We start from the raw sequence: 24,510 nt of genomic DNA on the forward strand, positions 1-24,510 counted from the left end.
ACCGCAGGACCGGTGGGTACTGCGCGACTTCAGCGCCGGCCGGGCGCGCCCCCGCGTGGCCGGCAAGGACTTCGAACCGGATCCCCTGATCGCCGTGGTCGGCTCGTTCCACGACCACCGGCTGGCCCGCCTGCAGGCCGGCCAGGCCATGCAACGAGTCCTGCTCACCGCCACCTACCTCGGGCTGTCCGCGTCCTTCCTGTCCCAGGTCGTCGAGGTGCCCGAAACCCGCAAGGACCTGCGCGCGCTGATCGGCGGCGGCCTGTGGCCACAGACCCTGCTCCGGATCGGATACGGCTCACCGGTGCCCCGCACCCCGAGGCGCCCCGTCGCCGACGTGCTCGGCTGAGCCGTCACAGATCGGTAAGGGTCGGAACGGGTCGGCGCGTCCTACCGTGTGGCGGTGTTGATCTCCGCTCGCGCGCGGCGCCGGGGCGTGGTGTCGCCGGACGCGGCGGCGCTTCTCGGGTGCGTGGCGCTGGTCGCGGCGGCCGTGCTGGTGGGTCGGGCGCTGCTCGCGCGCGGCGTGGAGATCCTTCTCGGCTTCCCGCCGCTGAACGCCGAGTGGCTTCCGCACGTCGGCCCGGGCACACCGGCGGCGCTGCTGGTGGCGGGGCTGGTGGCGACCCGGGGTCCGGCGCTGGCCGAGCGGTTGGCCTGGCGGCCGCTGCTGGCCGGCGGCTACGCCGTGTCCGTGGCCTGGACGTCGTCGCTCGCCCTGGTGGACGGCTGGCAGCGGGGCGTCGCCGGCCGGCTGGCCACCGGGGACGAGTACCTGCACGACGTGCCGAGGGCCGGCGAGCCGGGCACCCTGCTGCGTACCTTCGCCGACCACATCCTGACCAGCCAGGTCGATCCGGGACAGACCGAGTTCTGGACCACCCACGTCGGCGCGCACCCGCCCGGCGCGTTCCTGGTGTTCGTGCTGCTGGACCGGGCGGGGCTGGGCGGCGGCGCGTGGGCCGGGGTGTTCGTGCTGCTGACCGGCGCCTCCTCGGCGGTCGCGGTGGCGGTCGCGGTGCGCGCGCTGGGCGGGCAGGCGCTGGCCCGGCGGGTGCTGCCGTTCGCGGTGCTGGCGCCGGCCGCCGTGTGGGTCGGGGTGTCCGCGGACGGGCTGTTCGCCGCCGCGCTGGCCTGGGCGGTGGCGCTGGCCGCGCTCGGCGCCACCGGCACGGGGTGGCGTGCGGACTGTGCCGCGCTGGCCGGTGGGGTGTGCTGCGGTGGCTGCCTGTACCTGTCCTACGGGCTGGTGCTGGGCATGGCGCTGCCCGGTGCGGTGCTGCTGGTGGCTCGGCGGGTGCGGGCGGCGGTGCTGGTCGGGGCGGGGTCGCTGCTGGTGGTGGCCGGGTTCACCGCGAGCGGGTTCTGGTGGTTCACCGGGTTCGAGCGGGTTCGGGTGATCTACGCGGCGAGCGCCGCCGCCAGCCGGCCGTACGCGTACTTCGTGTGGGCCAACCTGGCCGCGTTCCTGTTCGCGATGGGTCCGGCGGCGGTGGTGGGCCTGCGGCGGGCGCTGGCCGCGCCGCGCGCGCTGCCGGTGGCCTCGGCCGCCCTGGTGGGTGCCGCGCTGGTCGCGGTGCTGTTCGCCGACCTGTCCGGGTTGAGCAAGGCCGAGGTGGAGCGGATCTGGCTGCCGTTCGCGGTGTGGCTGGCGGTGCCCTGCGCGCTGCTGGACCGACCCGCGAGGTGGCTGCTCGCGCAGGCCGGGTTGGCGCTGGTCGTCAACCACCTGTTGTTGACGGTGTGGTGAAGGGCGGAGACGTGCGGATTCTGATCACGGGCGGGGCGGGTTTCATCGGATCGCACATCGCCGACCGGCTGGCCTCGCGGGGCGACGAGGTGCTGCTGCTGGACGCGCTGCTGCCGCAGGCCCACGCCGGCGCGCCGCCGTGGCTGCGCGAGCACCGGCTGGTGGTGGGCGACGTGCGCGACGGCGAGCTGCTGCGCGAGCTGCTGGACGGGGTGGACGCGGTGTGCCACCAGGCGGCGATGGTCGGGCACGGGGTGGATCCCTCCGACGCCCCGGACTACGCCAGCCACAACGACTACGGCACCGCCGTGCTGCTGGCCGCCATGCACGCGGCCGGGGTGCGCCGGCTCGTGCTGGCCGGCTCGATGGTCGTCTACGGCGAGGGTCGCTACGACTGCCCCACACACGGCACCGTCCGGCCGGGTCCGCGCCGCGCCGAGGACCTGGCCGCCGGCCGCTTCGAGCCGGCGTGCCCGGACTGTGCGGCGCCGCTTCGGCCCGGGCTGGTCACCGAGGACGCCCCGGTCGACCCGCGCAGCACCTACGCGGCCAGCAAGCTCGCCCAGGAGCACCTGGCCTCGGCGTGGGCGCGGCAGACCGGCGGCTCGGTGTGGTCGCTGCGCTACCACAACGTGTACGGCCCACGGATGCCCCGGGACACCCCGTACGCCGGGGTGGCGTCCCTGTTCCGCTCCGCGCTGGCCGCCGGCCGGGCGCCCCGGGTGCTGGAGGACGGCGCGCAGCGGCGCGACTTCGTGCACGTCACCGACGTGGCGGAGGCGAACGCGCTGGCCCTGCGCGCCGACCCCGCCGCAGGCGGCCTGACGGCGCTGAACGTGTGCTCCGGCGAGCCGCACACGGTCGGCGAGCTGGCCGCCACGCTGGCCGAGGCGATGGGCGGCCCGCCGCCGGTGATCGTCGGCGGGGCGCGCCCCGGGGACGTGCGGCACGTGGTGGCCTCCCCCGTCAAGGCGCGCGCCGTGCTCGGCTTCCACGCCGTGACCGGCTTCGCCGACGGGGTGGCCGCGTTCGCCACCGACGAGACGCGCGAGCCGGCCGCCACCGCACGGGCGTCATGAATCCGTAAGCACGCGATCCGGCCTCCCGGCGGCCCCGTCTCCCTACCCTGCCAAACATGATCAGCGTGGATGTGGTGCTGCCCTGCCTGGACGAGGCAGAGGCACTGCCCGGGGTGCTGCGCCGGCTCCCCACCGGGTACCGGGCGATCGTCGTGGACAACGGCAGCACGGACGGCACCGCCCGGGTCGCGGCCACCGCGGGCGCCGTGGTGGTCCGCGAACCCCGGCGTGGCTACGGCGCCGCCGTGCACGCCGGGCTGCTCGCGGCCAGCGCCGAGTACGTGTGCGTGCTGGACGGCGACGGCTCGTTGCCGCCGGAGGCGCTGCCGGCGATGGTCGCCGCCGTCGACGAGGGGGCCGACCTGGCCGTCGGCCGGCGGGTGCCGCACGGCGCGGGCGCCTGGCCCTGGCACGCGCGCGCGGGCAACGCGCTGATCGCGATGGTGCTGCGGCGTCGGGGCATCCCGGTGCACGACATCGGTCCGGTGCGTGCCGGTCGCCGGGCGGCGCTGCTCGCGCTGGACGTCCGGGACCGGGGCTCCGGCTACCCCCTGGAGCTGCTGCTCCGCGCCAACGCCGCCGGTTGGCTGGTCCACGAGACGGACGTCGAGTATGCGCCGAGGACCGGCGGCCGGTCCAAGGTGTCCGGCTCGGTGCGCGGCACGGTGCGCGCCGCCTGGGCGATGGCCGCCGTGCTGGTCTCAGTGCTGGCCGGTGCGCGGTGATCCGGCCGCCCGACACGGCGGCGCTGTTGCTGCTCGCCAAGGCCCCCGTCCCCGGCCGGGCGAAAACCCGGCTGTGCCCGCCGGCCACGCCCGCCGAGGCCGCACTCATCGCCGCCGCCGCGCTGCTGGACACCCTGGACGCGGTGCGCGCCGTCCCCGGCGCGCTCGGGCTGGTCGCCTGGACGGGCCGGCTGGCGGACGCGCCACGGCGCGCCGAGCTGCGCGCCGCACTGGCCGGCCTGGCGGTGTTCGCCCAGCGCGGCGACCGGCTGGGCGAGCGCATCGCGCTGGCACACGCCGCCGCGGCGAGCCGTCTGCCGGGCCGGCCGGTCCTGCAGATCGGCATGGACACCCCACAGCTGCGCGCCACCGACCTCACCGATGCGCTCGCCCCCCTGCGCGCGCCGCACGGACCCGACGCGGTGCTCGGCCCGGCCTACGACGGCGGCTGGTGGGCGCTCGGGCTGCGCGACCCACGCGCGGCGCGGGTCATCGCGGCGGTGCCGACCTCCCGGCCGGACACCGGTGAGCGCACCCTGCGCGCGCTGCGCACCGCCGGGCTGGACGTCGCACTGTTGCCCGAGATGCGCGACGTGGACACCGCCGAGGACGCCCTGTCCGTCGCCGCCTCCGCACAGGCCGAGGCCACCGCTGCCCGGTTCGTGGCCGCGGTGAGCGACGTGCTCTCGCCCCTGCCCGGCGCCACCCGATGACCTCGGCAACCGACCACTTCGCCTACCCGCTGGCCGGTCGCCGCTGCCGGCTGGAGCGGGCCGGCGCCACCCCCACCCGGCTGCATCCCCGCCGCTGGCACGACCGCGCCGGACGCTCCGACCGGTCGCTCCTGGACGCCTGCCGGGGGCCGACCATCGACCTCGGCTGCGGACCGGGCCGGCTGGTGGCCGCGCTGACCGAGCGCGGCGTGCCGGCACTGGGCGTGGACAACTCACCGACGGCGGTACGGCTGTGCGCCGCACGAGGCGCGCCGGTCCTGCGCCGCGACCTCTTCGGGCCCGTTCCCGGCGAGGGCCGGTGGCACCACGCGCTGCTCGCGGACGGCAACATCGGCATCGGCGGTGACCCGGTCGGCCTGCTGCGGCGGGTCCGCCGCCTGCTGCACAGCCACGGCTCGGTGCTGGTGGAGCTGGCCGCCGAGCCCGAACTGTGGCGCGGCCAGGCCCGGCTGCTCGCACGCTCGCGGCCGGTCAGCGGCTGGTTCGCATGGGCGCTGGTCGGGCCGGCCGCCATCGGCGCGATCGCATCCGCCGCCGGCATGCGGCTCACCACCATCCACCGGGACCCGACCCACCGCCGAGCGGTCGCCCACCTGCACCGGCAGGATGCCACCATGGGCTTCGGAGGTTCCCCAGAAGTCTGATGTCTGTTCCGTCAGGCACCACATCGCGTGCCCGAAAGTCGCATATTGACGCGGATACATCAGATCTCTACGGTACGGCTGAGCAGTGTCGCGGAGATGGGGAAGGTCCCTGTGAGTGATGGGGCGGAGGCGCCGCCGGTAGGGCCGCTGGGCATGGGCGGCGCGAACCTCGGCAACCTGTACGCGGCCATGTCCGACCGGTGCGCCGCCGAGATCCTCGCCGCCGCCTGGGACGGTGGCATCCGGTACTTCGACACCGCGCCGCACTACGGCCTTGGCCTGTCCGAGCGGCGCCTCGGCGCGTTCCTGCGAGGCCTGCCGAGGGACCAGGTGGTCGTGTCCACCAAGGTGGGCCGGCTGCTGCGCCCCTCCCCCGGCACCGCGCACCGCACCGACGAGGCCAACGGGTTCGCCGTGCCGGCCGACCACGAGCGGGTCTGGGACTTCAGCCTGGACGGCGTGCGGCGCGGCCTGCACGAGTCGCTGGAGCGCATGGGCATCGACCGGGTGGACGTGCTGTACCTGCACGACCCCGACGAGTCCGACGACCCGGCCGGCGGGCTGCGCTCGGCCACCGAGGCGCTGGCGCGGCTGCGCGAGGAGGGCACTGTCCGCGCGATCGGGGTCGGCTCGAAGTCCGCCGAGACACTGCGCGCGGCCGCCGACACCGGCGTGTTCGACTTGCTCATGGTCGCCGGCCGGCTCACCCTGCTGGAGTGGGACCAGGGGCTGGTCGACTCCTGCGCCCGGCACGGCACCGGGATCGTCGTCGCCGGGGTGTACAACTCGGGCCTGCTGTCCCGCCCCGACCCGTCGCCGGACGCGCACTACGAGTACGGCGCCACGCCACCGGACGTGTGGGAGAGGGCGCGCGAGCTGGCCGACACCTGCACCGCGCACGGCGTCGAGCTGCCCACCGCGGCGCTGCAATTCCCGTTCCGGCGCGGGCACGAGCTGGTGCGCGGCGTGGTGCTGGGGGCGTCCAGCCCGGAACAGGTCCGCTCGAACCTCGCCCGGCTGGCGCTGCCGGTGCCGGACGAGCTGTGGGCGCGGCTGGACCGGACCGGGGCGGGCGTCCGGTGACGGCCCCGCTGGTGGACACCCACCTGCACCTGTGGGACCTGGCCCGGAGCCCGTACCGGTGGATCACGCCGGCGCACGGGCCGCTGCACACCACCATCGGACCCGACCGCGCGGCCACCGAGCTGAACCGGGCCGGCGTACCCAGGGCCGTGCTCGTACAGGCCGACGACACCGACGCGGACACCGACTTCATGCTGGAGGTCGCGCACCGCGAACCCTGGGTGGCCGGCGTGGTCGGCTGGGTCCGGCTGGACGATCCCGCCGCCGCGGCCGCCCGGCTGGACGAGCTGGCCGGCGAGCCCGCCCTGCGCGGCATCCGCCACCTGGTGCACGACGACCCGCGCGACGACTTCCTGCGCCTGCCGGCCGTGCGCACCTCGCTGCGCCTGCTCGCCGGGCGCGGCCTCGCCTTCGACGTGCCCGACGCGTGGCCCCGCCACCTGGCCGACGTGGCGGACCTGGCCGCCGGCCTGCCCGAGCTGACGGTCGTACTCGACCATCTCGGCAAGCCCCCGGCCGACCCTTCCGACCTGCCCGAGTGGCGGCGGTTGTTCGCCGCGATCGCCGCCCGTCCGAACACCGTGGCCAAGCTCTCCGGCCTGCAGCACCTGCCTGCCAGCTCGCTGCGCCCGGTGTTCGACGCCGCGCTGGAGCTGTTCGGGCCGGACCGGCTGGCCTGGGGCAGCGACTGGCCGATGACGCTGGGCGGGAACGGCTACCCCGGTACGCTCGCCGCCACCATGCCGCTGGTCGACGAACTGACCGCGGACGAGCGCGCCGCGCTGCTCGGCGGCACGGCCGAACGGGTCTACCGCCTCGGGGAGGTGAGATCGTGACGGCCCCCCTGCTCGAGGTGCGCGGCGTGCGCAAGGAGTTCCCCGGCGTGGTGGCGCTGGACGAGATGCACCTGGACCTGCACGCCGGCGAGGTGCTCGCCGTGGTCGGGGAGAATGGCGCCGGCAAGTCCACCCTGATGAAGATCCTCAGCGGCATCCACCAGCCGGACGCCGGCGAGGTCCGGATCGACGGCGAACGGGTGCTGGTCGGCGACCCCAAGCACGCCCAGGAGCTGGGCATCAGCATCATCCACCAGGAGTTCAACCTCATCCCCGACCTCACCGTGGCGCAGAACGTCTTCGTCGGGCGCGAGCCCCGGCGCGGGCGGATCTTCCTGGACCACCGCGCGCTGGTCACCATGACCCGCGAGCTACTGGACCGGCTGCACCTGCCGCTGGACCCGAACGCCCAGGTCGGCCGGCTCACGGTGGCCCAGCAGCAGATGGTGGAGATCGTCAAGGCGCTGTCCCAGGACGCCCGCGTGCTGATCATGGACGAGCCGACGGCGGCGCTGAACGACGCCGAGGTGGACGTCCTGCACGGGCTCATCCGGCGGTTCCGGGACGCCGGCACCGGCGTCATCTACATCTCCCACCGGCTCGAGGAGCTCAAGGCGATCAGCGACCGGATCACGGTCATCCGGGACGGCCGGTTCGTGGACACGCTGACCACCAGCGCGGCCAGCCTGGCCGACGTGATCACCCGCATGGTGGGCCGCGAGCTGCCGCCCGCCTCCGGCCCCGCCGAAGCGCCGGACGCCGGGCGCCCGGTGCTCTCGGTGCGCGGCCTGTCCACCAAGGCGCTGCTGCGCGACGTCGGGTTCGACCTGCACGAGGGCGAGATCCTCGGGTTCGCCGGGCTGATGGGCGCCGGCCGCACCGAGGTCGCGCGGGCGCTGGTCGGCGCGGACCCGACCACCTCGGGCACCATCGAGCTGCACGGGCGGACGGTGCGCATCCCCGACCCGGCGACCGCGGCGCGGCTCGGCGTGGGCTACCTGTCCGAGGACCGCAAGCACCTCGGGCTCATCCTGGAGCAGACCGTCGCGGAGAACATCGCGCTCAGCTCGCTGGCCCGCTCGTTCCAGACCGCCGGGTTCGTCAAGCGCCGGAGCATCGCGTCGCGCGCCGCCTCCGCCATCGACGACCTGCGCATCAAGACGCCCTCGCTCGGCGCGCTGGTGCGCAACCTCTCCGGCGGCAACCAGCAGAAGGTCGTCATCGCCAAGTGGCTGGTCCGGGACTGCGAGGTGCTGATCTTCGACGAGCCGACCCGGGGCATCGACGTCGGCGCCAAGGAGGAGATCTACCGGCTGGTGCGCGACCTGGCCGCCGAGGGCAAGGCGATCATCGTCATCTCCTCGGAGCTGCCCGAGGTGCTGCGGCTGTCGCACCGCGTCGTGGTGATGAGCGAGGGCCGGGTGACCGGCCGGCTCGAGGCGCGCGACGCCACCCAGGAATCGATCATGCATCTGGCCACACTCCGTGCCGGCGCGCGGGAAGAACTCCCGGAGGGAGCAGGCAGCCCATGACGTCCACGACCAGCAAGCCCACCCGCGCCGCCACCGACGAGGGCGCCGACCGGCTGCGCACCGTGCGCGGCCGGCTGCAGCAGCTGCTCGCCAGCGCCGGGCTCGTGGTGATCTTCGCGTTCTTCGCGATCGCCGACTCGAACTTCCTCAACTACGGCAACGTCACCAACATCCTGTTCTCCACGGTGGTCATCGGCACCCTCGCGCTGGGCACCACCGCCGTGATCATCGCCGGCGGCATCGACCTTTCCATCGGCACCGGGATGGCGCTGTGCGCGGTGGTCTCCGGCGTGCTGATCGTGAACACCGGCCTGCCGATCCCCCTCGGCGTGCTCGGCACCATCCTGTTCGGCGGGCTGATCGGACTGGTCAACGGGGTCAGCGTGGCCGTGCTGAAGCTGCCGCCGTTCATCGCCACGCTGGCCATGATGATGGTGGCCCAGGGCCTCGCCCTGGTGCTCTCGCACAGCGCGCCGATCTACTTCAGCGACCACCCCGGCTACTCGGACATCTCCATCGGCAACCTGATCCCCGGCTCCGGCTTCCCCAACGCGGTGCTGGTGCTGGCCCTGGTCGCGGTGGTCGCCGGCGTGCTGCTGAACACCACGGTGCTCGGCCGCTACACCTACGCCATCGGCAGCAACGAGGACGCCACCGCGCTGTCCGGCATCGCGGTGCGCCGGTGGAAGATCGTCATCTACGTGATCGGCGGGCTGTTCACCGGGCTGGCCGGCATCATGATCTCGGCCAGGCTGGGGTCCGCCCAGCCGGCCACCGGGTTGGGCTACGAGCTGCAGGCCATCGCGGCGGTGGTGATCGGGGGCACCTCGCTGTCCGGCGGCAAGGGCTCCATCGTCGGCACCCTGATCGGCGCGCTGATCATCTCGGTGCTGAACAACGGACTGCAGATCATGTCCATCCCGCAGGAGTGGCAGAACGTCATCCTCGGCGTGGTCATCCTGCTGGCGGTCTACGTCGACCAGGCGCGCAAGCGCACAGCTTGACCCGAGTCCACCCGCGCCCCGAAGACCAACGGAGGTCACCTTGCGCACCCGACACACCCTGACCGCCCTGATCGCCGCGGCGGCGGCGCTGACCATGGTCCTCGCCGGCTGCGGTTCCGGCGGCGCCAAGAACGGCCAGCCCTACATCGCCATCGTGTCCAAGGGCTTCCAGCACCAGTTCTGGCAGGCGGTGAAGCGCGGCGCCGAGCAGGAGGCGGCCAAGCAGAACGTCCGGATCAGCTTCGACGGCCCCGCCACCGAGGCCGACGTGGAAGCCCAGGTCACCATGCTGACCAACGCGATCGGCAAGAGCCCCACCGCGATCGCCCTCGCCGCCCTGGACTCGCGGGCGGCCGCGCCGATCCTGCGCCAGGCGCAGGGCAACAAGATCCCGGTCGTCGCGTTCGACTCCGGGGTGGACAGCGACATCCCGGTCACCACCGCGTCCACCAACAACAAGGCGGCCGCCGCCGAAGCCGCGAAGCACCTCGCCGCGTCCCTCGGCGGCACCGGCAAGGTCGGCCTGGTGGTGCACGACCAGACCAGCAAGTCCGGCACCGACCGCCGCGACGGCTTCACCGAGTGGATGCGCGCCAACGCCCCCGGCATCCAGCTGCTGCAGCCCCAGTACGGCGGCGGCGACCAGGCCAAGTCCGCCGACATGACCAAGGCGATGATCGCGGCCAACCCGGACATCAAGGGCATCTACGGCTCCAACGAGGGCTCCGCGATCGGCGTCCTGAAGGGCGTCCAGGAGAGCGGCGTGCAGGGCATCAAGATCGTCGGCTTCGACTCCGGCAAGGCGCAGGTGGACGCCGTGGCCAGCGGCCAGATGCTCGGCGCGATCACCCAGAACCCGGTCGGCATGGGCGCCGAGGTGGTGCGCGCGGCGATCAAGGCCAGCAAGGGCGAGCCGCAGCCGAAGGTCATCGACACCGGCTTCTTCTGGTACGACAGCACCAACGTCGGATCCCCGCAGATCAAGGACGTCCTCTACCAGTGAGAGAACGACCGCGCTGTGCCTCGGCCTCCTCGACGTCCTGGTGAGGATCAACGGCGTCGCGGAGCCGAGGCACCAGGGCGGGAAGCACACCGATGTCCGTCCTACCGCCGTGCCCGCGAGATCCGGCCGCCCGGCTTGAACACCGACAACGCGGCCGCGGCGCTGATCATTGCGACGTGGTAGAGCGCCATCACCACCAGCACGGTCTGCGCCCGGAGATACTCCGGCGTACCGGCCGCCTCGGCGTGTGCCACGGCGTAGCGCAGCATCTCGGGTGACACCGAGATGGTGACCACCACCGTGGCCAGCAACAGGGCCAGCTTCGCCGGCACCCACCAGTGCCGGGTCAGGCCCCAGCGGGTTCCCACGGCCAGCACCAACCCGGTGAACAGTGTCAGCAGCGCCGCCGGGCGGGCCAGCGCTGGATGTGGACGGACCGGACCATGAGCTGGCGCCGCTCGGCGATCTCGTCGGTGGGGCCGAGCTGGTCGGGCTCGGCGAGTCGGTGCACACCTCCGGCGGCTTTCTCCGCCAGCCCGAGACAGTGCCACCCCTGGCGAACCGCGCAGGCGCCGCGCCCACATCAATGGTCCGAACCCCGCCGTCCACACTCATAGTTCGTTTCCCCTGGTCACCACCCGTGAGTGGTTAGAGGTGCTATGGCACCGCTTACCACTCACGGCTTCTGAGCTGGGTGTTTGTTGGGCGGCGGCCGCCTCGGCGAGGTCGAGGGCGGCGAGACGGACCGCCTTGGGCTGCGCGGCTACTGGATGGGCGCGGCGAAGGGGATGGGCACGCTCCTGCGCGAACGGCTCGGCGAGCGCTACCGGGCGGTCGCGCTGACCGGGTACCACGTCGCCACCCAATGGCCGGGCAGGCCAGCCGTGCTCAACGACGGGCCGGACCCGCGGTCCCACTCGTTCGACCGCCGCCTGCACGAGCTCGACGCCCCGTACCTGATCGTCGACCCGGCCGCGACCGAACCGAGGCGCACCCTGTTCGGCCGGCCGAGGAAGGAATGGCTCGGCCGGCCCAAACAGGCTCAGGTCATCGTGCGCGAGCAGTTCGCCGCCGTGCTCTACCTCGACCGCTCACCGGCCATGACACCGCTGTGAGGGTCACACGCCGGGCAGCAGCCGCAGCAGTGCCGCGGCCGCCACGCCGCAGGCCATCGCGGCCAGCATCGGCGCCCGCAGCAGCCGCACGGCGCCGGCCACCCCGACCCCGGCCACCACCGGCCACTGCACCGCGCCCCAGTGCTCGCCGGCCAGGTTGACCACCACGAACGCGGCCAGCAGCGCGGGCGCCAGCAGCGTGATCACCCGGGCCGCCGGCGCCGGCAGCTCGCGGTGCCCGAGCGCCGCCGGGCCGACCGCCTTGATGGTGAAGCTGATCGCCGCCACGATCAGCACCGACACCCACACCGCGGCACCCATCACGCCCCCGCCGCCCGGGCGGCCCGCAGCCCGACCAACGCCGGCAGCGAGGCCAGCAGCAACGCCAGCCCCATCGGCAGCACGAACACCAGCCCGGCGGCCAGCAACGCGCTCACCCCGGCGATGGCCTTGGCCCGGCGCGACCCGCGCAGCTCGTCGATCAGCAGGATCAGGAAGAAGGCCGGGAACATCGCGTCTAGCCCCAGGTCCTGCATCAGCCCGTGCGGCGGCGCGACCACCGCCCCCACCACGGTGCCGATCATCCAGGCCGCCCACTGCACGGCGGTGGTGCCGAACAGCCGCTCCCTGTCGAACCGGCCACCGCCGAGGTGCGCCGCCGCCCAGGAGGCGTCCACCACCGCCTGGCCCTCCAGCGCGCGGCGCACCCGGCCGCCCTTCAGGCTCGGCCCGATCGCCAGGCCCATCGGCAGGAACCGCATGTTGATCAGCGCGGCCGCGGTCACCGCGACCAGCACCCCTCCCCCGCCGGCCAGGCCGCCGACGAGTGCGAACTGCGCCGAACCCGAGAACACCAGCAGAGACGACACGATCACGGCCACCGCGCTCCACCCGCTGCCGGTGGCCAGCGCACCGAACGACACCGCGAGCACGAAACTCGGCACCGCCAGCGGCAGCCCGATGCGGAGGCCGGCGCGGAACCGGGCTCTCGTGTCATCCGGATCCGTCGTTGGTTCTGCAGTCATGCGCCCGACGCTAACACCCAAATCGATGTACAGGCATTAGGATATGGCGGCATGACGACCGGCCGGCCCGACCTGATCGGCGGCCATCCGCTGCTCGACCTGGTGAACACGGTGTCCTGGCGCCGCGACCCGACCAGGGTGCGGGACAACCTGTCCGACCCCGCCGCGCTCCCGCGCTGGCTGGGCCACACCGGCCTGCTCACCGACGCCGAGCTCGCGGCGCTCACCGACCTGGACGCCGACACGCTCGCGCGGGTGCGGGACATCCGTGAGACCGCCTACGCCGTGCTCGTCGCGACGGCCAACGCTTCCGAGCCGGAGCCCGAGGCCCTCGACGCGCTGAACGCCGTCCTGCTCGACGCGCTGCGGCACGCGCGCCCGGTCCCCGCGCTGCCGTTGCGCTGGACGATGCCCGTACGCACGCCCGCCGACCTGCCGCACCGGATCGCACTCGGCGCGTGGGAGCTGCTGTGTTCGCCGGACGTGCGGCGGCTGCGCGAGTGCGCCGGCTCCGCCTGCGGTTGGCTGTTCCTGGACCGCAGCCGCAACCACACCCGCCGTTGGTGCAGCACGGCCGACTGCGGCAACCGCGATCGGGTCCGCCGGCACTACGAGCTGTCGCGCCGGCGATAGGCGCGCTGGCGGCAGGCGTGCGAGCAGTAGCGGCGAGGTCGTCCGGTGGCGGGTCGAACGACGGGTAGACCGCAGACCTCGCAGGTGTCGTCATCGACTGTTTCGTCACGTGACGTTTCGTCACGGTCGCCCGGCGGCCAGGAAGTGTGGGCGGCGATGTCGCGGTCCATCAGGTGACACCGGGTGGGATCGTCGTTCTCGCAGATCAGCAGGTGGGTGAGGTAGCGCCGGGCGCTGTCCAACCGGGCGCGCTGCCGGTCGATGACGGCGATGCGGCTGGTCACCGTGTCGCGCCAGTCGTGGGTGTTGGTCGTGCCGCTGAAGACATTCCGCACGTCGTCGAGCGACATCATGCCGGTCTGCCGGAACAGCTGGATGAGCGCGATCCGGCGCAACTCGTGCGGACCGTACGCGCGCCGGCCGCCGGCGCCGGACAGCGGCTGGACGAGCCCTTCCCTCTCCCACCACCGCAGCGTGGACACCGGCAGCCCGAACGTCGCGGCGGCCTGGCCGATGGTGAGCACGTCCCGATCCATGCTTCCCATTTGACATGAAGTCGGCTTCACCCGGAAGGGTTCTTGTTGAAAACGATTCTCGCTGCTGGCGAGCGGGGACGTGACGGAACCGAGCCAACCGGGAGACGAAGCGCTGTGACGAATGGGGCGAGTAGGGCGACAGCCACCGGCCGGGAGCACGCTACCGGCGCGGGCGGCGGGCTCGGCGTGCTGGCCGCACTGCTGGTGTCGGGGTTCGGCTACGGGCTCGCGGCGGTGATGGTGATCCCCGCGCTCGGACAGATCGGCGGGCACTACCACCTGTCGGGCGGGTCGGCGTCGTGGGCGTTGACGATCAACCTGCTCGGCGGCACGGTGACGACCCCGATCATCGCGCGGTTGGCGGACCGGCACGGGCACCGCCTGGTCGGCGTGATCATCATGGCCGGCCTCGCCGTGGGCAGCGTGGTGTGCATCCTCGCCCCGGGGTACGGCGCCTTCCTGGCCGGCCGCTTCATCCAGAGCCTGGCTTCGGCGATCTTCCCGATCGGCTTCTCGATCCTGCGCGCCACCCAGCCGCCCCGCCGGCTCGGGCTCGGCATCGGGCTGCTCAGCGCGATGACCGGCCTCGGCGGGATCGGCCTGCCGCTGTCCGGCATCCTCCTCGACGCCTCGGGCCTGGCCGGCATGTTCGTCCCCGCCGTGGTCCTCGGCGTGGTCGGCGCCCTCGCCCTGGGGGTGACCGGGCCACGCCACGAGTCCAGCACCGGCCAGGTCCGGATGGACTGGGCCGGCGCCGGCCTGCTCGCCGTCGGCCTTGCCGCGATCCTGCTCGGCATCGACCGAGGCCCCGACTGGGGCTGGGCCTCCGCCGCGGTCATCGCGCTGCTCGCCGCCGGCGCGGCCGTGCTCGCCGGGTGGGTGATCGTGGAGCGACGCGTCGCCGCGCCGCTGGTGAGCATGCGGGTGTTCACCCAGCGTCCGGTGCTGATGAGCAACATCTCCGCGTTCTTCATCGGCTTCGGCATGTACGCCGCATACGTCGTCATCCCCGAGCTGGTCACCACCCCGGCGTCCACCGGCTACGGGTTCGGGCGCTCCGTCGCCGTCTCCGGGCTGGTCCTGCTGCCCGCGATGGTGCTGCTCCCGGCCGGGGTCCAGGTCGCCGCCCGCGTCACCGCGCGCACCGGACCCCGGCCGGTGCTGATCGCCTCGGTCGCCGTCATGATCGTCTCGTTCGCCTGGCCCGCCGTCGCCCGTCACACGCTGGCCGACCTCATCGGTGCCGGCGTCCTCCTCGGACTGGCCGTCGGCGGCGCCTACGCCGTGCTGCCCACCGTCATCGCACAGGCCGTCGCACCCGCCGACACGGGCGTCGCGACCGGGATCAACCAGATCGCCCGTGCCGGCGGCGGCGCCTTCGGCACCGCCATCGCCGCCACCCTCCTGGCCAGCCTCGCCGGCCCCGACGGCGTCCCCCACGACCACGCCTACACGGTCGTGTTCACCGTCCTGGCCATCGGCACCGCGCTCGCCATCCTCTCCGCCCTCGGCCTCGGCCCGCACCGCCCTTGCCGTTGCAAATGATTCTCGTTTTCATGTAGAAAGTGACGTGCTCACGCGGTGAGCGACACGTTTGTGGGGGTGGCCCGTGTGGTCGGCGATCAGGTTGTTTCTGGGTGTGCGTCCGAGGGCTTGGATGGGGATAGCCGGTCTCGTCGGGCTGATGTTGCTGGTGACGGCGACCTATGTGGGTCAGGGTCTCCTGATCGCGGACCTGCTGTTCAGGGCGTTTTCGTCGGTCGATGCCGGTGGTCTGCTGGCGTCCTTGGCCGTGATCGGCGTGTTGCAGTTGGTTCGGATCGCGCTGCTCGTCGTGCGGGACTCGTGGGCGCCTCGGGTGTCGGCGCGGGTCAAGGAGGCGGTGCGTGAACGCCTGACGGTGAAGCTGATGGAGATCGGGCCCGGGCAGGCGCAGCGGATGCGTACCGGGGATCTCCAGTCGACGCTGGTGGACTCGGTGGAGCTGCTCGACCCGCTGGTGGGCCGGTTCGTGCCGACGGTGGTGGCGTCCGTGCTGGGGTCGTGTTTCGCGTCGGTGTACGTCATGGCCGTCGACCCGGCGGTGGGCCTGGTCGTGCTGGCGTGTGCCCTGCTGGCGCCGCTGTCCAAGCTGGTCGGGGAACGGTGGATCAGGGAGCGCGGCGGCCGCTGGATGGTGTCCTACCGGGGCATGTACGCCGAGAGCCTGGACGCCGTGCAGGGGATGGCGACGCTCAAGGCGTTCAACGCCAGCGGCCGGCGGGGCCGGGAGCTGGTCGAGCGCGGTGAGGCGTTCTGCCGGGACTCCATCGGGCTGATGGTGGCGTGGTGCGCCACGTCGAGCATCGCCGCGCTGATGGTGCCGATCGGGACCACGGCGGCGGTGGGCCTGGGCGCCTGGCACGCGGCCACCGGCACGGTGAGCGTCGCGGGGCTGTTCACGATCCTGATGCTGACCCGCGAGACCTTCCGGCCCATGCACGAGCTGGAGGTGGCGTACCACTCCGCGTACTACGCCATCCCGGCCGGTCGCGCGGTCGCCGACGTCCTGCGCCTGCAACCGAGGGTGCGGGACACGGTGATCACGGCGCCGGCGTTGCGGAGCGACCCTCCCGGCCTGGAGTTCCGCGATCTGCGGTTCTGTTACCCGACCCGCCGCGCGCCGGCGCTGGACGGGTTCAGCCTGGTGGTCGCGCCGGGCGAGCGGGTGGCCATCGTGGGCCGTTCCGGAGCGGGCAAGAGCACGGTGCTCGGGATGCTGATGCGGTACTTCGACGCCGACGCGGGCACGATCCGCGTCGACGGCCGTGACATCCGTGAGCTCCCGCTGGCCGGCCTGCGGGCGCTGGTCGGCGTCGTCGCGCAGGACACCTACCTGTTCCACGGCACGGTTCGGGAGAACCTGCTGCTCGCCAGGCCGGACGCCACCGACGAGGAGATCCGTCGCGCGGTGACCGCGGCGCGGGCGGCCGGGTTCATCGACCGCCTGCCGCGGGGGTTCGAGACGGTCGTCGGCGAACGCGGCCTGAAACTGTCCGGCGGCGAGCGCCAGCGCATCGCGATCGCCCGCGCCCTGCTCAAGGACGCCCCCGTGCTCGTCCTCGACGAACCGACCTCCAGCATCGACGCCGCCAACGAGGCGGAGATCACCCAGGCCCTCGGTGACCTGACCCGAGGCCGCACGACCGTCGTCATCGCGCACCGGCTGTCCACGGTGCGCGACGCCGACCGGATAGTGGTGATGGACTCCGGCCGGGTGGTCGAGTTCGGCAGCCACCCGGACCTGCTGGCACGCAACGGCCTCTACGCCGAGCTGGTCGCGACCCAGACCGGGGTGCCGGCGTGACCGCGGCGGTGTCGGGACGGTCGCTGGTGACCAGGCTCCGGAGCCTGATGCCCCTGCTGGGCGAGCACCGCAGGCTCATCACGGTGGCCTACCTGGCCGGGGTGCTGCACCAGCTGCTCCTGCTCGCCTCGGCGGGGATCGGCGCGTACGTGGTGGCGCGCGCGGCGTCGGGGGCCTCGCCGGGCCAGCTCACCGGCTGGTTGGTCGGGCTCGGCTGCCTGATCGTGCCGCTGGTCGCCATGAACCTCGCCGACAGCACCTACGCCCACGTCGCCGCGTTCCGCGCGCTGGCCGACACCCGGGCCAAGGTGTTCGCCGCCTTCGAACGGCTCTCCCCCGGTTACATGCTGGAACGGCGCTCCGGCGACCTCGGCTCCGCCGCCGTCTCCGACGTGGAGCAGATCGAGCTGTTCTTCGCCCACACGCTCAGCCCGCTGGCCGTCGCGTCGACGGTTCCGGTCGCCACCACCGTCGCGCTGGGCTGGTTCCACTGGTCGCTGGCCTGCGTGCTGGTGCCGGTCCTGGTGCTGCTCGCCTCGGTCCCGGCGTGGTTGCGGCGCCAGGCCGAGCTGCACGGACACGAGCTGCGCGACTCCCTGGCCCGGATGAGCGCCGACAGCACCGACACCTTCCAGGGCCTGCGCGAGCTGGTGAACTTCGGCGCCCACGCCCAGCGGCTCGGGCTGCTGCGCACCCACGGCGCCCGGCTGGCCAGGGCGAAGGCCGCGCACGGGCGCCGGGGCGGCATCGAGTACGCCGCCACGGACACCATCGCCCTGCTGGGCATACTCGCGGTGCTGGTGCTGGGCGCGCGGCTGGTCGTGGCGGGCGACCTCGACCGCTCCCTGTTCCCGGTCGCCGTGGTGCTCGCCGCGATGGCGATGCTGCCGGTGCTGAAGGTGACCGAGGTGGCGCGCGAGCTGTCCATGGTCGCGTCCTCGGCCGACCGCATCACCACGCTGCTCGACGCGCCGGCCCCGGTGTCGGACCTGGTCGGCCGGGCGCCGGCCGGACCGGTCGTGCCGCATGTCCGCTTCGACGCCGTCACCTTCGCCTATCGCGGCAACCCTCGGCCCGCCGTGCGCGAGGTCGGCTTCGAGATCCGTCCCGGCGAGACCGTCGCGCTGGTCGGCCACTCCGGCGCGGGCAAGTCCACCTGCGCCAACCTGCTGCTGCGGCTCTGGGACGTCACCGCCGGGTCGGTGTCCGTGGGCGGACACGACGTCCGCGACTTCCCGCAGGAGGACCTGCGCCGCCTCATGACGCTGGTGCCGCAGGACACCTTCCTGTTCAACACCAGCCTGCGCGACAACATCCGGCTCGGCCGCGCCGACGCCTCCGACGACGAGGTCGAGGCCGCCGCGCGGGCCGCCCAGGCCCACGAGTTCATCACCACGCTGCCGGATGGATACGACACCGTCGCCGGCGAGCTCGGCGCGCTCATGTCCGGCGGGCAGCGGCAACGGATCGCGATCGCGCGGGCGCTGTTGAAGGACGCGCCGATCCTCGTCATGGACGAAGCGGTGTCGAACCTCGACGCCGCCAGCGAACACGCCGTCACCCGGGCAATGGACGAGGCCCGCCACGGCCGCACCACCCTGGTCATCGCCCACCGCCTCTCCACCATCCGCACCGCGGACCGAATCGTCGTCCTCGCCGACGGACAGGTCGCCGAATCCGGAACCCACCAAGAACTCCTCGCCCGAGGCGGCACGTATGTCGAACTACTCGCCGCGCAACTGGACGGACACTCACAAGAATGACGATGCGTGTCATTACGTCCCTTGTCCTGACAATCTTCGCGCTCGCGGGGTGCGCCGGCGGTGGGTCGTCCGATCCGGGCAGGCCGAACGCCGCGACGGGTTCGTACCCGTTCACCATGAAGAACTGCGGCAAAGACGTGACGTTCCAGGCGCCGCCGAGGCGAGTCGTCGCGGCGAGCCAGGCCGCCGCCGAGATCCTCATCCACCTGGGAGTGGGCGACCGGATCGTCGGATCGGGATACGAGATCGACAAGGTGCCGGCGGACGTCGCCGAGCAGTACGGGAAGATCCCGATCCTGTCCGCGCCCCGCCAGGAGATCAAACAAGAGAAGCTGCTGGAAGCACAGCCGGACTTCGTCTACACCACCTTCGGGGACTTTCTGACCGCGGGGCGTACCGGTGACCGGGCGCAACTGTACGAGCTGGGCGTGCCGTCCTACGTGAGCGAGTTCGACTGCGTGATGCACCAGAGCGTGGCGGGCGCGAACTTCGAAATGATGTACCAGGAGTACCGCGATCTGGCCAAGATCCTCGACGTACCGGCCGAGGGCGAGAAATTTGTGACCGAGCAGAAGGCCGTGGTGAACAAGGCGCTGGGCGCCATCGAGAACAAGAACACCCCGCTGAAGGTGATGTGGTTCTACTCCACCTACGGCGGCACCCCGTGGGCAGCGGGCCCCGGCGGTCTGCCGCAGCACATCTCCGACCTCGTCGGGGTCAAGAACATCTTCGCCGACGCGTCGACCAGGTGGGCCGAGGTGAGCTGGGACGAGGTCGCCGCCCGGAGTCCCGACGTCATCATCCTGGCCGACCTGACCCGAGGCGAACCCGACGACACCGCGCGCGAAAAGATCGATCTGCTCAAGAAAGACCCCCTCACCAGCAAGCTCGATGCGGTGGCCAACGACAGGTTCATCACGATCCCCGGCCGCTACATGGATCACAGCTGCTGCACCGCGAACGCGGTTCCCGCGCTCGTCGAAGGACTGAACAAGTTCCGATGAACAGCCGACCGCCATGGCAACGAGTCCGCACAGGACTCACCGCACAACTGGACGGACGCTCACAAAAAATGAAGATGCGTGTCGTTACATCCCTTGTCCTGACAATCTTCGCGCTCGCCGGTTGCGCCGGCGGTAGGCCGTCCGACCCGGACAGGCCGAACGCCGCGACGGGTTCGTACCCGTTCACCATCAAGAACTGCGGCACGGACGTGACCGTCCGGGCGGCGCCGAAACGAGTCGTCACGATGAACCAGACCGCCGCCGAGATCCTCATCCACCTGGGGGTGGACGACCGGATCGTCGGGTCGGGCTACGAGATCTACCAGGTGCCGGACGAGATCGCCGAGCGGTACGAGAAGCTCCCGATCCTGTCCGCGCACGGCCAGGAGATCACGCACGAGAAACTGCTGGAAGCCCAGCCGGACTTGGTGTACAGCTCATTCGGGAGTTTTCTCACCGCGCCGCATTCCGGCGATCGTGAAGAACTGCACAAGTTAGGCGTGCCGACCTACGTGACCGAGTTCGACTGCACCGAGCACGTCGCCGTGCCCGGCGCGAACTTCCCGATGATGTACGAGGAGTACCGCCGGCTGGCCAGGATCTTCGATGTACCGGCCGCCGGGGAGAAACTGGTGACCGAGCAGCAAACCATGATCGACAAAGCGCTCGCCGCCGTCAAGAAACGGGACAGGCCGCTGAAGGTGATGTGGTTCTACTCCATGTGGGGTGGCACTCCGTGGGCGGCCGGTCCCGGCGGCCTGCCGCAGAATGTCTCCGATCTCGTCGGTGTCCAGAACATCTTCGCCGACGCCTCGACCAAGATGGCCGAGGTCAGTTGGGACGCGGTCGCCGCCCGAAACCCCGACGTCATCATCCTGGCCGACCTGACAAGGGGCGAACCCAACGACCTCGCGCGGGAAAAGATCGACCTGCTCAAGAAGGACCCCCTGACCAGCAAGCTCGGCGCGGTGGCCGCGGATCGGTTCATCATCGTCCCGGGAGCCCAGATGGACCCCGGCTACGGCAGCGCGTACCTGGTTCCCGCGCTGGTCGACGGCCTGAACAGGCTTCCGTGAACCTGCCGTCCGCCATGACGACCAGTGCCGATGTCAAGGCTCGGCCCCGGATCACGGGCCGTGGGCCGGTTCCGATGGTGGTCGTGTTCGTCCTGGCCGTGGCCGGGCTGCTCGTGTCGATCGTCGCGGCGTCGCTGTTCGGGACCGCGAGCATCGGCCCGCTCGACGTCGTCTCCACGATCATGCGGCACGTCGGCCTCGGTGGGATCGCTCCCTCCGCACCACTGCCGGGGCTGCTGGACGCCCTGATATGGGACTCCCGCGTCCCTCGGGTGCTGCTGGCCACCGCGGTCGGCACGGCGCTGGCGGTCTCCGGCACGGTCCTGCAGTCGGTCACCAGGAACCCGCTGGCCGACCCCTACCTGCTGGGGGTCTCCTCCGGCGCCTCCACCGGGGCGGTGGCCGTGATCCTGCTGGGCGTCGGCGGAACCAGCCTGTCCCTGTCGACCGGGGCCTTCATCGGCGGGCTGGTCTCCTTCGCCGTGTTGCTGGTCCTGCTCGGCGGGGGCCGCGTCGCCAGCCCCTCGCGCGTGGTGCTCACCGGCATGCTCGTGTACCAGTTCTTCGCCGCGGTCACCTCGGTCATCCTCATGGTCAGCGGGGACGCGAACTCCACCCGAGGGTTCACCTACTGGCTGCTCGGCACGCTCGCGGGCGCCCGGTGGCAGATGGTGACCGTCACCCTGCTGATCGTCCTGGTCGGGGTGCTGGCCATCCAGTTCTTCGCGCCCGCGCTCGACGCGTTCACGTTCGGCTGGGAGTCCGCGGCGGCCCTGGGGATCAACGTCACCTCGGCCCGCATCTGGCTGATGGTGCTGACCTCGGCGATCACGGCGGCGGCCGTGGCGTCCTCCGGCGCGATCGGCTTCCTCGGGCTGCTCGTCCCGCACGTCGTGCGCATCCTGGCCAGCCCGATGCACCGCGGCCTGCTGCCGCTGTCCGCGATCGTCGGCGCCACGTTCCTCATCTGGGTGGACACGTTCGCGCGGACCGCGTTCTCGCCGCACGAGGTGCCCGCGGGGGTCATCACCGCGCTGCTCGGCGCGCCCGCGTTCGCGCTGGTCCTGAAGCGTCTGGAGTCCTGATGGGCCGCATCACCGCCACCGGGCTGTCCTGGTCGGTCAAGGGGCACCGGCTGCTGGACGGCATCGACCTGGCCGCCCGGGACGGGACCGTCGTCGGGCTGCTCGGCCCCAACGGCTCGGGCAAGTCCACCCTGCTGCGCCTGCTCGCCGGGCTGCGCGACCCGGACACCGGAACCGTCCGGTACGACGACACCAGCCTTCGCGACCTCGGCCGCCGGGTGCTCGCGCGGCGCCTCGCCGTCGTCGAACAGGACGTGTCCGCCCACACCCACGTCAGCGTCCGCCAGGTCGTGGAGCTGGGCCGGACGCCTTTCCGGGGGCGCTTCGACGCGCTGACCGAACACGACCGGCGGATCGTCGATGCCGCGCTGGAACGGGTCGACGTCGCCGACAAACAACACCGGAGCTGGCACACCCTGTCCGGCGGGGAGAAGCAGCGCACCCAGCTCGCCCGCGCCCTCGCCCAGGAGCCCCGCGAGATCCTCCTCGACGAACCCACCAACCACCTCGACATCCGCCATCAGCTCGAACTGCTCGACCTGCTCAGAACGCTCGACGTCACGTGCGTCGTCGCCCTGCACGACCTCAACCTCGCCGTCCGCTACTGCGACCACATCGTCGTCCTCGACCACGGCCAGGTGGTCGCCTCGGGAACGCCCGAGACCGTGCTGACCTCCGACCTGATCGAGTCGGTCTACGGCGTCACCGTGCTCATCGACCGCGAACCCGTCACGGGCGTTCTCCGGGTCACCTACCTGGCCGCCACCGCCTGGGAAACGACCGCTCGCACGGCGATGCAACTCGATCCTCGGTAGCCGGTCAGGGCAGGCCCGTCCTCTCCGCCGCGTTGACAGCACCCGCACGAGCTGCTTGTATACAGTCGCATACGGCAGTATTCACCGGCGAAGGGGGCCACTGTGGGCGACCGTCCGGCATCGACGGCGGGGGTGGTCGCGGACTATCTGGTGGGGGCGGGGACGCGCTACGCGTTCGCGTATCCGGGTGATCCGACGATCGAGCTGATGGAGCGGTTCCGCGACCGGGGCATCGAGGTCGTGCTGGCCCGCCGCGAGGGCACCGCGGCGTTCATGGCCGAGGGGTACGCCATGGCGACCGGGGAGCCGGGGGTGTGCGTCTCCACCCTGGGGCCGGGGTCGACGGCGCTGGTCAACGGCGTCGCCTGCGCCACGCTGGACCGGGTGCCGATGGTGGCGATCTCCGGGCAGATCGAGTCGTCGCGCGAGCAGTACTTCACCCACCAGGTGGTGGACCACGGCAGGCTGTACGCCCCGGTCACCAAGTGGGCGGGCCGGCTGGAGCCGGGCTCGGTGGGCACCGTGATGCGCAAGGCGCTGCGCACCGCGACCGCGGAACGCCCCGGCGCCGTCCACCTCACCGCGACCGCCGACGCGATCACCGCCGAGGCCCGCGACGCGGGGGTCCGGCTGCCCCCGCGCGAGCCCGCCGCGGCCACCGTCCAGGTGATTGGCACCGAGCGCGGCGCGGACCCGGCGGCGCTGCTGCGGTCCGCGCGCCGGCCGGTGCTGCTGGCGGGGATCGGCGCGGTGCGTGCCGGGGCCACCGGCGGGCTGGTCGCGCTGGCCGAGCGGGCCGGCGCCCCGGTGGTGGTGTCGCCGATGGCCAAGGGCGTGTTCCCGGAGGACCACCCGTACTTCGCCGGCGTGCTCGACATGGCGTGCAACGCGCTGCTGTGGCGGTTCCTCGGCGAGTCCGACCTGGTCGTGGCGGCCGGGTTCGACGCGGTGGAGCTGATCAAGCCGTGGTCGGTGGCCGCGCCGGTGCTGCACGTGGACGGCACGCCCAACACCGACCAGATCTACGCCGCCGACGTCGAGGTGGTCGGCGACGTCGACGCGGCGCTGCGCTGGCTGGCCGAGGACTGGACCGGCCAGCCGCGCCGCACCGAGGCACAGGTCGCGGCGCACCGCGCCGAGCTGCGCGCGGCGTACTACCACGGCCGCACCGAGGGCGCGCTCAACCCGACCGACGTCGTCGACGAGGTGGCCGCCGCCGCCCCGGCGGGCGCCGTGGTGGTCAGCGACGTGGGCTCGCACAAGCTGCTGGTCGGCCAGGGGTGGCTCACCCGGGAGCCGCGCGGGTGCCTGATGACGAACGGGCTGTCCGCGATGGGGCTCGGGGTGCCGGGCACGATCGCGGCGAAGCTGGCCCGGCCGGACCGGGCGGTGATCGGCATGGTCGGCGACGGCGGGTTCGCGATGACCGCGACCGAGCTGCGGCTGGCCTCGTCGCTCGGGGTGGGCATCGCCGTCGTGGTGTTCGTGGACGGCAGCCTCAACCGCATCGAGCTCAAGCAGCGGGCCCAGAGCTACGCCAGCACGGCCACCCGCCTGGAGCACACCGACCTGGTCGCCCTCGCCGAGTCGATGCAGTGCGACGGGGTGCGGGTGGACTCGCCGGCGGCGCTGGCCAAGGCGCTGGCCGGGCTGGACGCGCTGAGCCGGCCGCTGGTCGTGGAGGCGCACATCGATCCGGCGCAGTACGAGTCGCAGTTCTGA

The 24,510-nt window shown here is 72.6% G+C and carries 24 protein-coding genes and 1 pseudogene; 21 read left to right on the plus strand and 4 right to left on the minus strand.

Going from position 1 to position 24,510, the window contains the following annotated elements:
- From N912_RS0145190 to N912_RS0145240, 11 genes and pseudogenes are all read left to right on the plus strand, one after another.
- Positions 1-349, plus strand: a pseudogene (locus N912_RS0145190) (Acg family FMN-binding oxidoreductase); the annotation flags it as partial.
- Positions 350-403: 54 nt separating this feature from the next.
- Positions 404-1,750 (plus strand): hypothetical protein, encoded by a 1,347-nt coding sequence (locus N912_RS0145195; protein ID WP_245645931.1) that lies wholly within the window; start codon positions 404-406, stop codon positions 1,748-1,750.
- An 11-nt stretch (positions 1,751-1,761) separates the two neighbouring features.
- The gene (locus N912_RS0145200; protein WP_028927638.1) at positions 1,762-2,829 is read left to right on the plus strand and encodes an NAD-dependent epimerase/dehydratase family protein; all 1,068 of its coding nucleotides are present in this window, start codon (positions 1,762-1,764) and stop codon (positions 2,827-2,829) included.
- Between the two features lie 56 nt (positions 2,830-2,885).
- Positions 2,886-3,554 carry a glycosyltransferase family 2 protein gene (locus tag N912_RS0145205; protein WP_037070063.1) on the plus strand — a complete coding sequence of 223 codons (669 nt, stop codon included), beginning with the start codon at positions 2,886-2,888 and terminating at the stop codon, positions 3,552-3,554.
- Entirely contained in the window at positions 3,551-4,267 is a 717-nt protein-coding gene (locus tag N912_RS0145210; RefSeq protein WP_028927640.1) for a TIGR04282 family arsenosugar biosynthesis glycosyltransferase, read from the plus strand. Before N912_RS0145205 ends, N912_RS0145210 begins: the two co-directional genes overlap by 4 nt.
- Positions 4,264-4,932, plus strand: coding sequence for a class I SAM-dependent methyltransferase (locus N912_RS64230; RefSeq protein WP_064745581.1), 669 nt, complete (start codon positions 4,264-4,266; stop codon positions 4,930-4,932). The genes N912_RS0145210 and N912_RS64230 overlap by 4 nt, the downstream gene beginning before the upstream one ends.
- Before the next feature lie 111 nt (positions 4,933-5,043).
- Positions 5,044-6,015 carry an aldo/keto reductase gene (locus N912_RS58760; RefSeq protein WP_245645932.1) on the plus strand — a complete coding sequence of 324 codons (972 nt, stop codon included), beginning with the start codon at positions 5,044-5,046 and terminating at the stop codon, positions 6,013-6,015.
- The gene (locus tag N912_RS0145225) at positions 6,012-6,851 is read left to right on the plus strand and encodes an amidohydrolase family protein (protein ID WP_037070075.1); all 840 of its coding nucleotides are present in this window, start codon (positions 6,012-6,014) and stop codon (positions 6,849-6,851) included. Before N912_RS58760 ends, N912_RS0145225 begins: the two co-directional genes overlap by 4 nt.
- Positions 6,848-8,383 (plus strand): sugar ABC transporter ATP-binding protein, encoded by a 1,536-nt coding sequence (locus tag N912_RS58765; protein ID WP_342670907.1) that lies wholly within the window; start codon positions 6,848-6,850, stop codon positions 8,381-8,383. The genes N912_RS0145225 and N912_RS58765 overlap by 4 nt, the downstream gene beginning before the upstream one ends.
- On the plus strand, positions 8,380-9,387 hold the full coding sequence (locus N912_RS0145235) for an ABC transporter permease (protein WP_028927642.1): 1,008 nt from the start codon (positions 8,380-8,382) through the stop codon (positions 9,385-9,387). Before N912_RS58765 ends, N912_RS0145235 begins: the two co-directional genes overlap by 4 nt.
- Before the next feature lie 40 nt (positions 9,388-9,427).
- Complete coding sequence (locus tag N912_RS0145240; RefSeq protein ID WP_028927643.1) at positions 9,428-10,390, plus strand: ABC transporter substrate-binding protein; 963 nt, start codon at positions 9,428-9,430, stop codon at positions 10,388-10,390.
- Positions 10,391-10,491: 101 nt separating this feature from the next.
- Here N912_RS0145240 and N912_RS58770 read toward each other — a convergent pair whose 3' ends face one another.
- Entirely contained in the window at positions 10,492-10,758 is a 267-nt protein-coding gene (locus tag N912_RS58770) for a hypothetical protein (protein ID WP_156994398.1), read from the minus strand.
- Between the two features lie 333 nt (positions 10,759-11,091).
- On the opposite strand from N912_RS58770, the gene N912_RS0145250 reads away from it, so the two are divergent.
- The gene (locus tag N912_RS0145250; protein ID WP_028927644.1) at positions 11,092-11,505 is read left to right on the plus strand and encodes an erythromycin esterase family protein; all 414 of its coding nucleotides are present in this window, start codon (positions 11,092-11,094) and stop codon (positions 11,503-11,505) included.
- Between the two features lie 3 nt (positions 11,506-11,508).
- Here N912_RS0145250 and N912_RS0145255 read toward each other — a convergent pair whose 3' ends face one another.
- Entirely contained in the window at positions 11,509-11,826 is a 318-nt protein-coding gene (locus N912_RS0145255; RefSeq protein ID WP_028927645.1) for an AzlD domain-containing protein, read from the minus strand.
- Entirely contained in the window at positions 11,826-12,530 is a 705-nt protein-coding gene (locus tag N912_RS0145260) for an AzlC family ABC transporter permease (protein ID WP_051581697.1), read from the minus strand. The genes N912_RS0145255 and N912_RS0145260 overlap by 1 nt, the downstream gene beginning before the upstream one ends.
- 51 nt (positions 12,531-12,581) lie before the next feature.
- On the opposite strand from N912_RS0145260, the gene N912_RS0145265 reads away from it, so the two are divergent.
- Positions 12,582-13,163 carry a CGNR zinc finger domain-containing protein gene (locus N912_RS0145265; protein ID WP_028927647.1) on the plus strand — a complete coding sequence of 194 codons (582 nt, stop codon included), beginning with the start codon at positions 12,582-12,584 and terminating at the stop codon, positions 13,161-13,163.
- On the opposite strand, the gene N912_RS58775 is transcribed toward N912_RS0145265, so the two are convergent.
- Complete coding sequence (locus N912_RS58775; protein WP_037070066.1) at positions 13,139-13,699, minus strand: MerR family transcriptional regulator; 561 nt, start codon at positions 13,697-13,699, stop codon at positions 13,139-13,141. The genes N912_RS0145265 and N912_RS58775 overlap by 25 nt on opposite strands.
- A 114-nt stretch (positions 13,700-13,813) precedes the next feature.
- Between N912_RS58775 and N912_RS0145275 the strand changes: the two genes are divergently transcribed.
- The 8 genes from N912_RS0145275 to N912_RS0145310 all read left to right on the plus strand — a co-directional run bounded on the left by N912_RS0145275 (position 13,814) and on the right by N912_RS0145310 (position 24,510).
- A complete protein-coding gene (locus N912_RS0145275; RefSeq protein WP_156994399.1) occupies positions 13,814-15,244 on the plus strand; it encodes an MFS transporter in 1,431 nt (476 codons plus the stop codon).
- Positions 15,245-15,383: 139 nt separating this feature from the next.
- Positions 15,384-17,045, plus strand: coding sequence for an ABC transporter ATP-binding protein (locus N912_RS0145280; RefSeq protein WP_051581698.1), 1,662 nt, complete (start codon positions 15,384-15,386; stop codon positions 17,043-17,045).
- Positions 17,042-18,808 (plus strand): ABC transporter ATP-binding protein, encoded by a 1,767-nt coding sequence (locus tag N912_RS58780; protein ID WP_051581699.1) that lies wholly within the window; start codon positions 17,042-17,044, stop codon positions 18,806-18,808. Before N912_RS0145280 ends, N912_RS58780 begins: the two co-directional genes overlap by 4 nt.
- Positions 18,805-19,812, plus strand: coding sequence for an ABC transporter substrate-binding protein (locus tag N912_RS0145290; RefSeq protein ID WP_245645933.1), 1,008 nt, complete (start codon positions 18,805-18,807; stop codon positions 19,810-19,812). The genes N912_RS58780 and N912_RS0145290 overlap by 4 nt, the downstream gene beginning before the upstream one ends.
- A 245-nt stretch (positions 19,813-20,057) precedes the next feature.
- Entirely contained in the window at positions 20,058-20,888 is an 831-nt protein-coding gene (locus N912_RS0145295) for an ABC transporter substrate-binding protein (protein WP_245645934.1), read from the plus strand.
- Positions 20,889-20,962: 74 nt separating this feature from the next.
- Positions 20,963-21,973, plus strand: coding sequence for a FecCD family ABC transporter permease (locus tag N912_RS0145300; RefSeq protein ID WP_037070082.1), 1,011 nt, complete (start codon positions 20,963-20,965; stop codon positions 21,971-21,973).
- Entirely contained in the window at positions 21,973-22,788 is an 816-nt protein-coding gene (locus tag N912_RS0145305; protein WP_028927653.1) for an ABC transporter ATP-binding protein, read from the plus strand. The genes N912_RS0145300 and N912_RS0145305 overlap by 1 nt, the downstream gene beginning before the upstream one ends.
- Positions 22,789-22,890: 102 nt before the next feature.
- A complete protein-coding gene (locus N912_RS0145310; RefSeq protein WP_084211956.1) occupies positions 22,891-24,510 on the plus strand; it encodes a thiamine pyrophosphate-binding protein in 1,620 nt (539 codons plus the stop codon).

The sequence above is a fragment of the Actinospineispora acaciae DSM 45401 genome, from assembly GCF_000620785.1.
Classification (GTDB): Bacteria; Actinomycetota; Actinomycetes; order Mycobacteriales; family Pseudonocardiaceae; genus Pseudonocardia; species Pseudonocardia acaciae.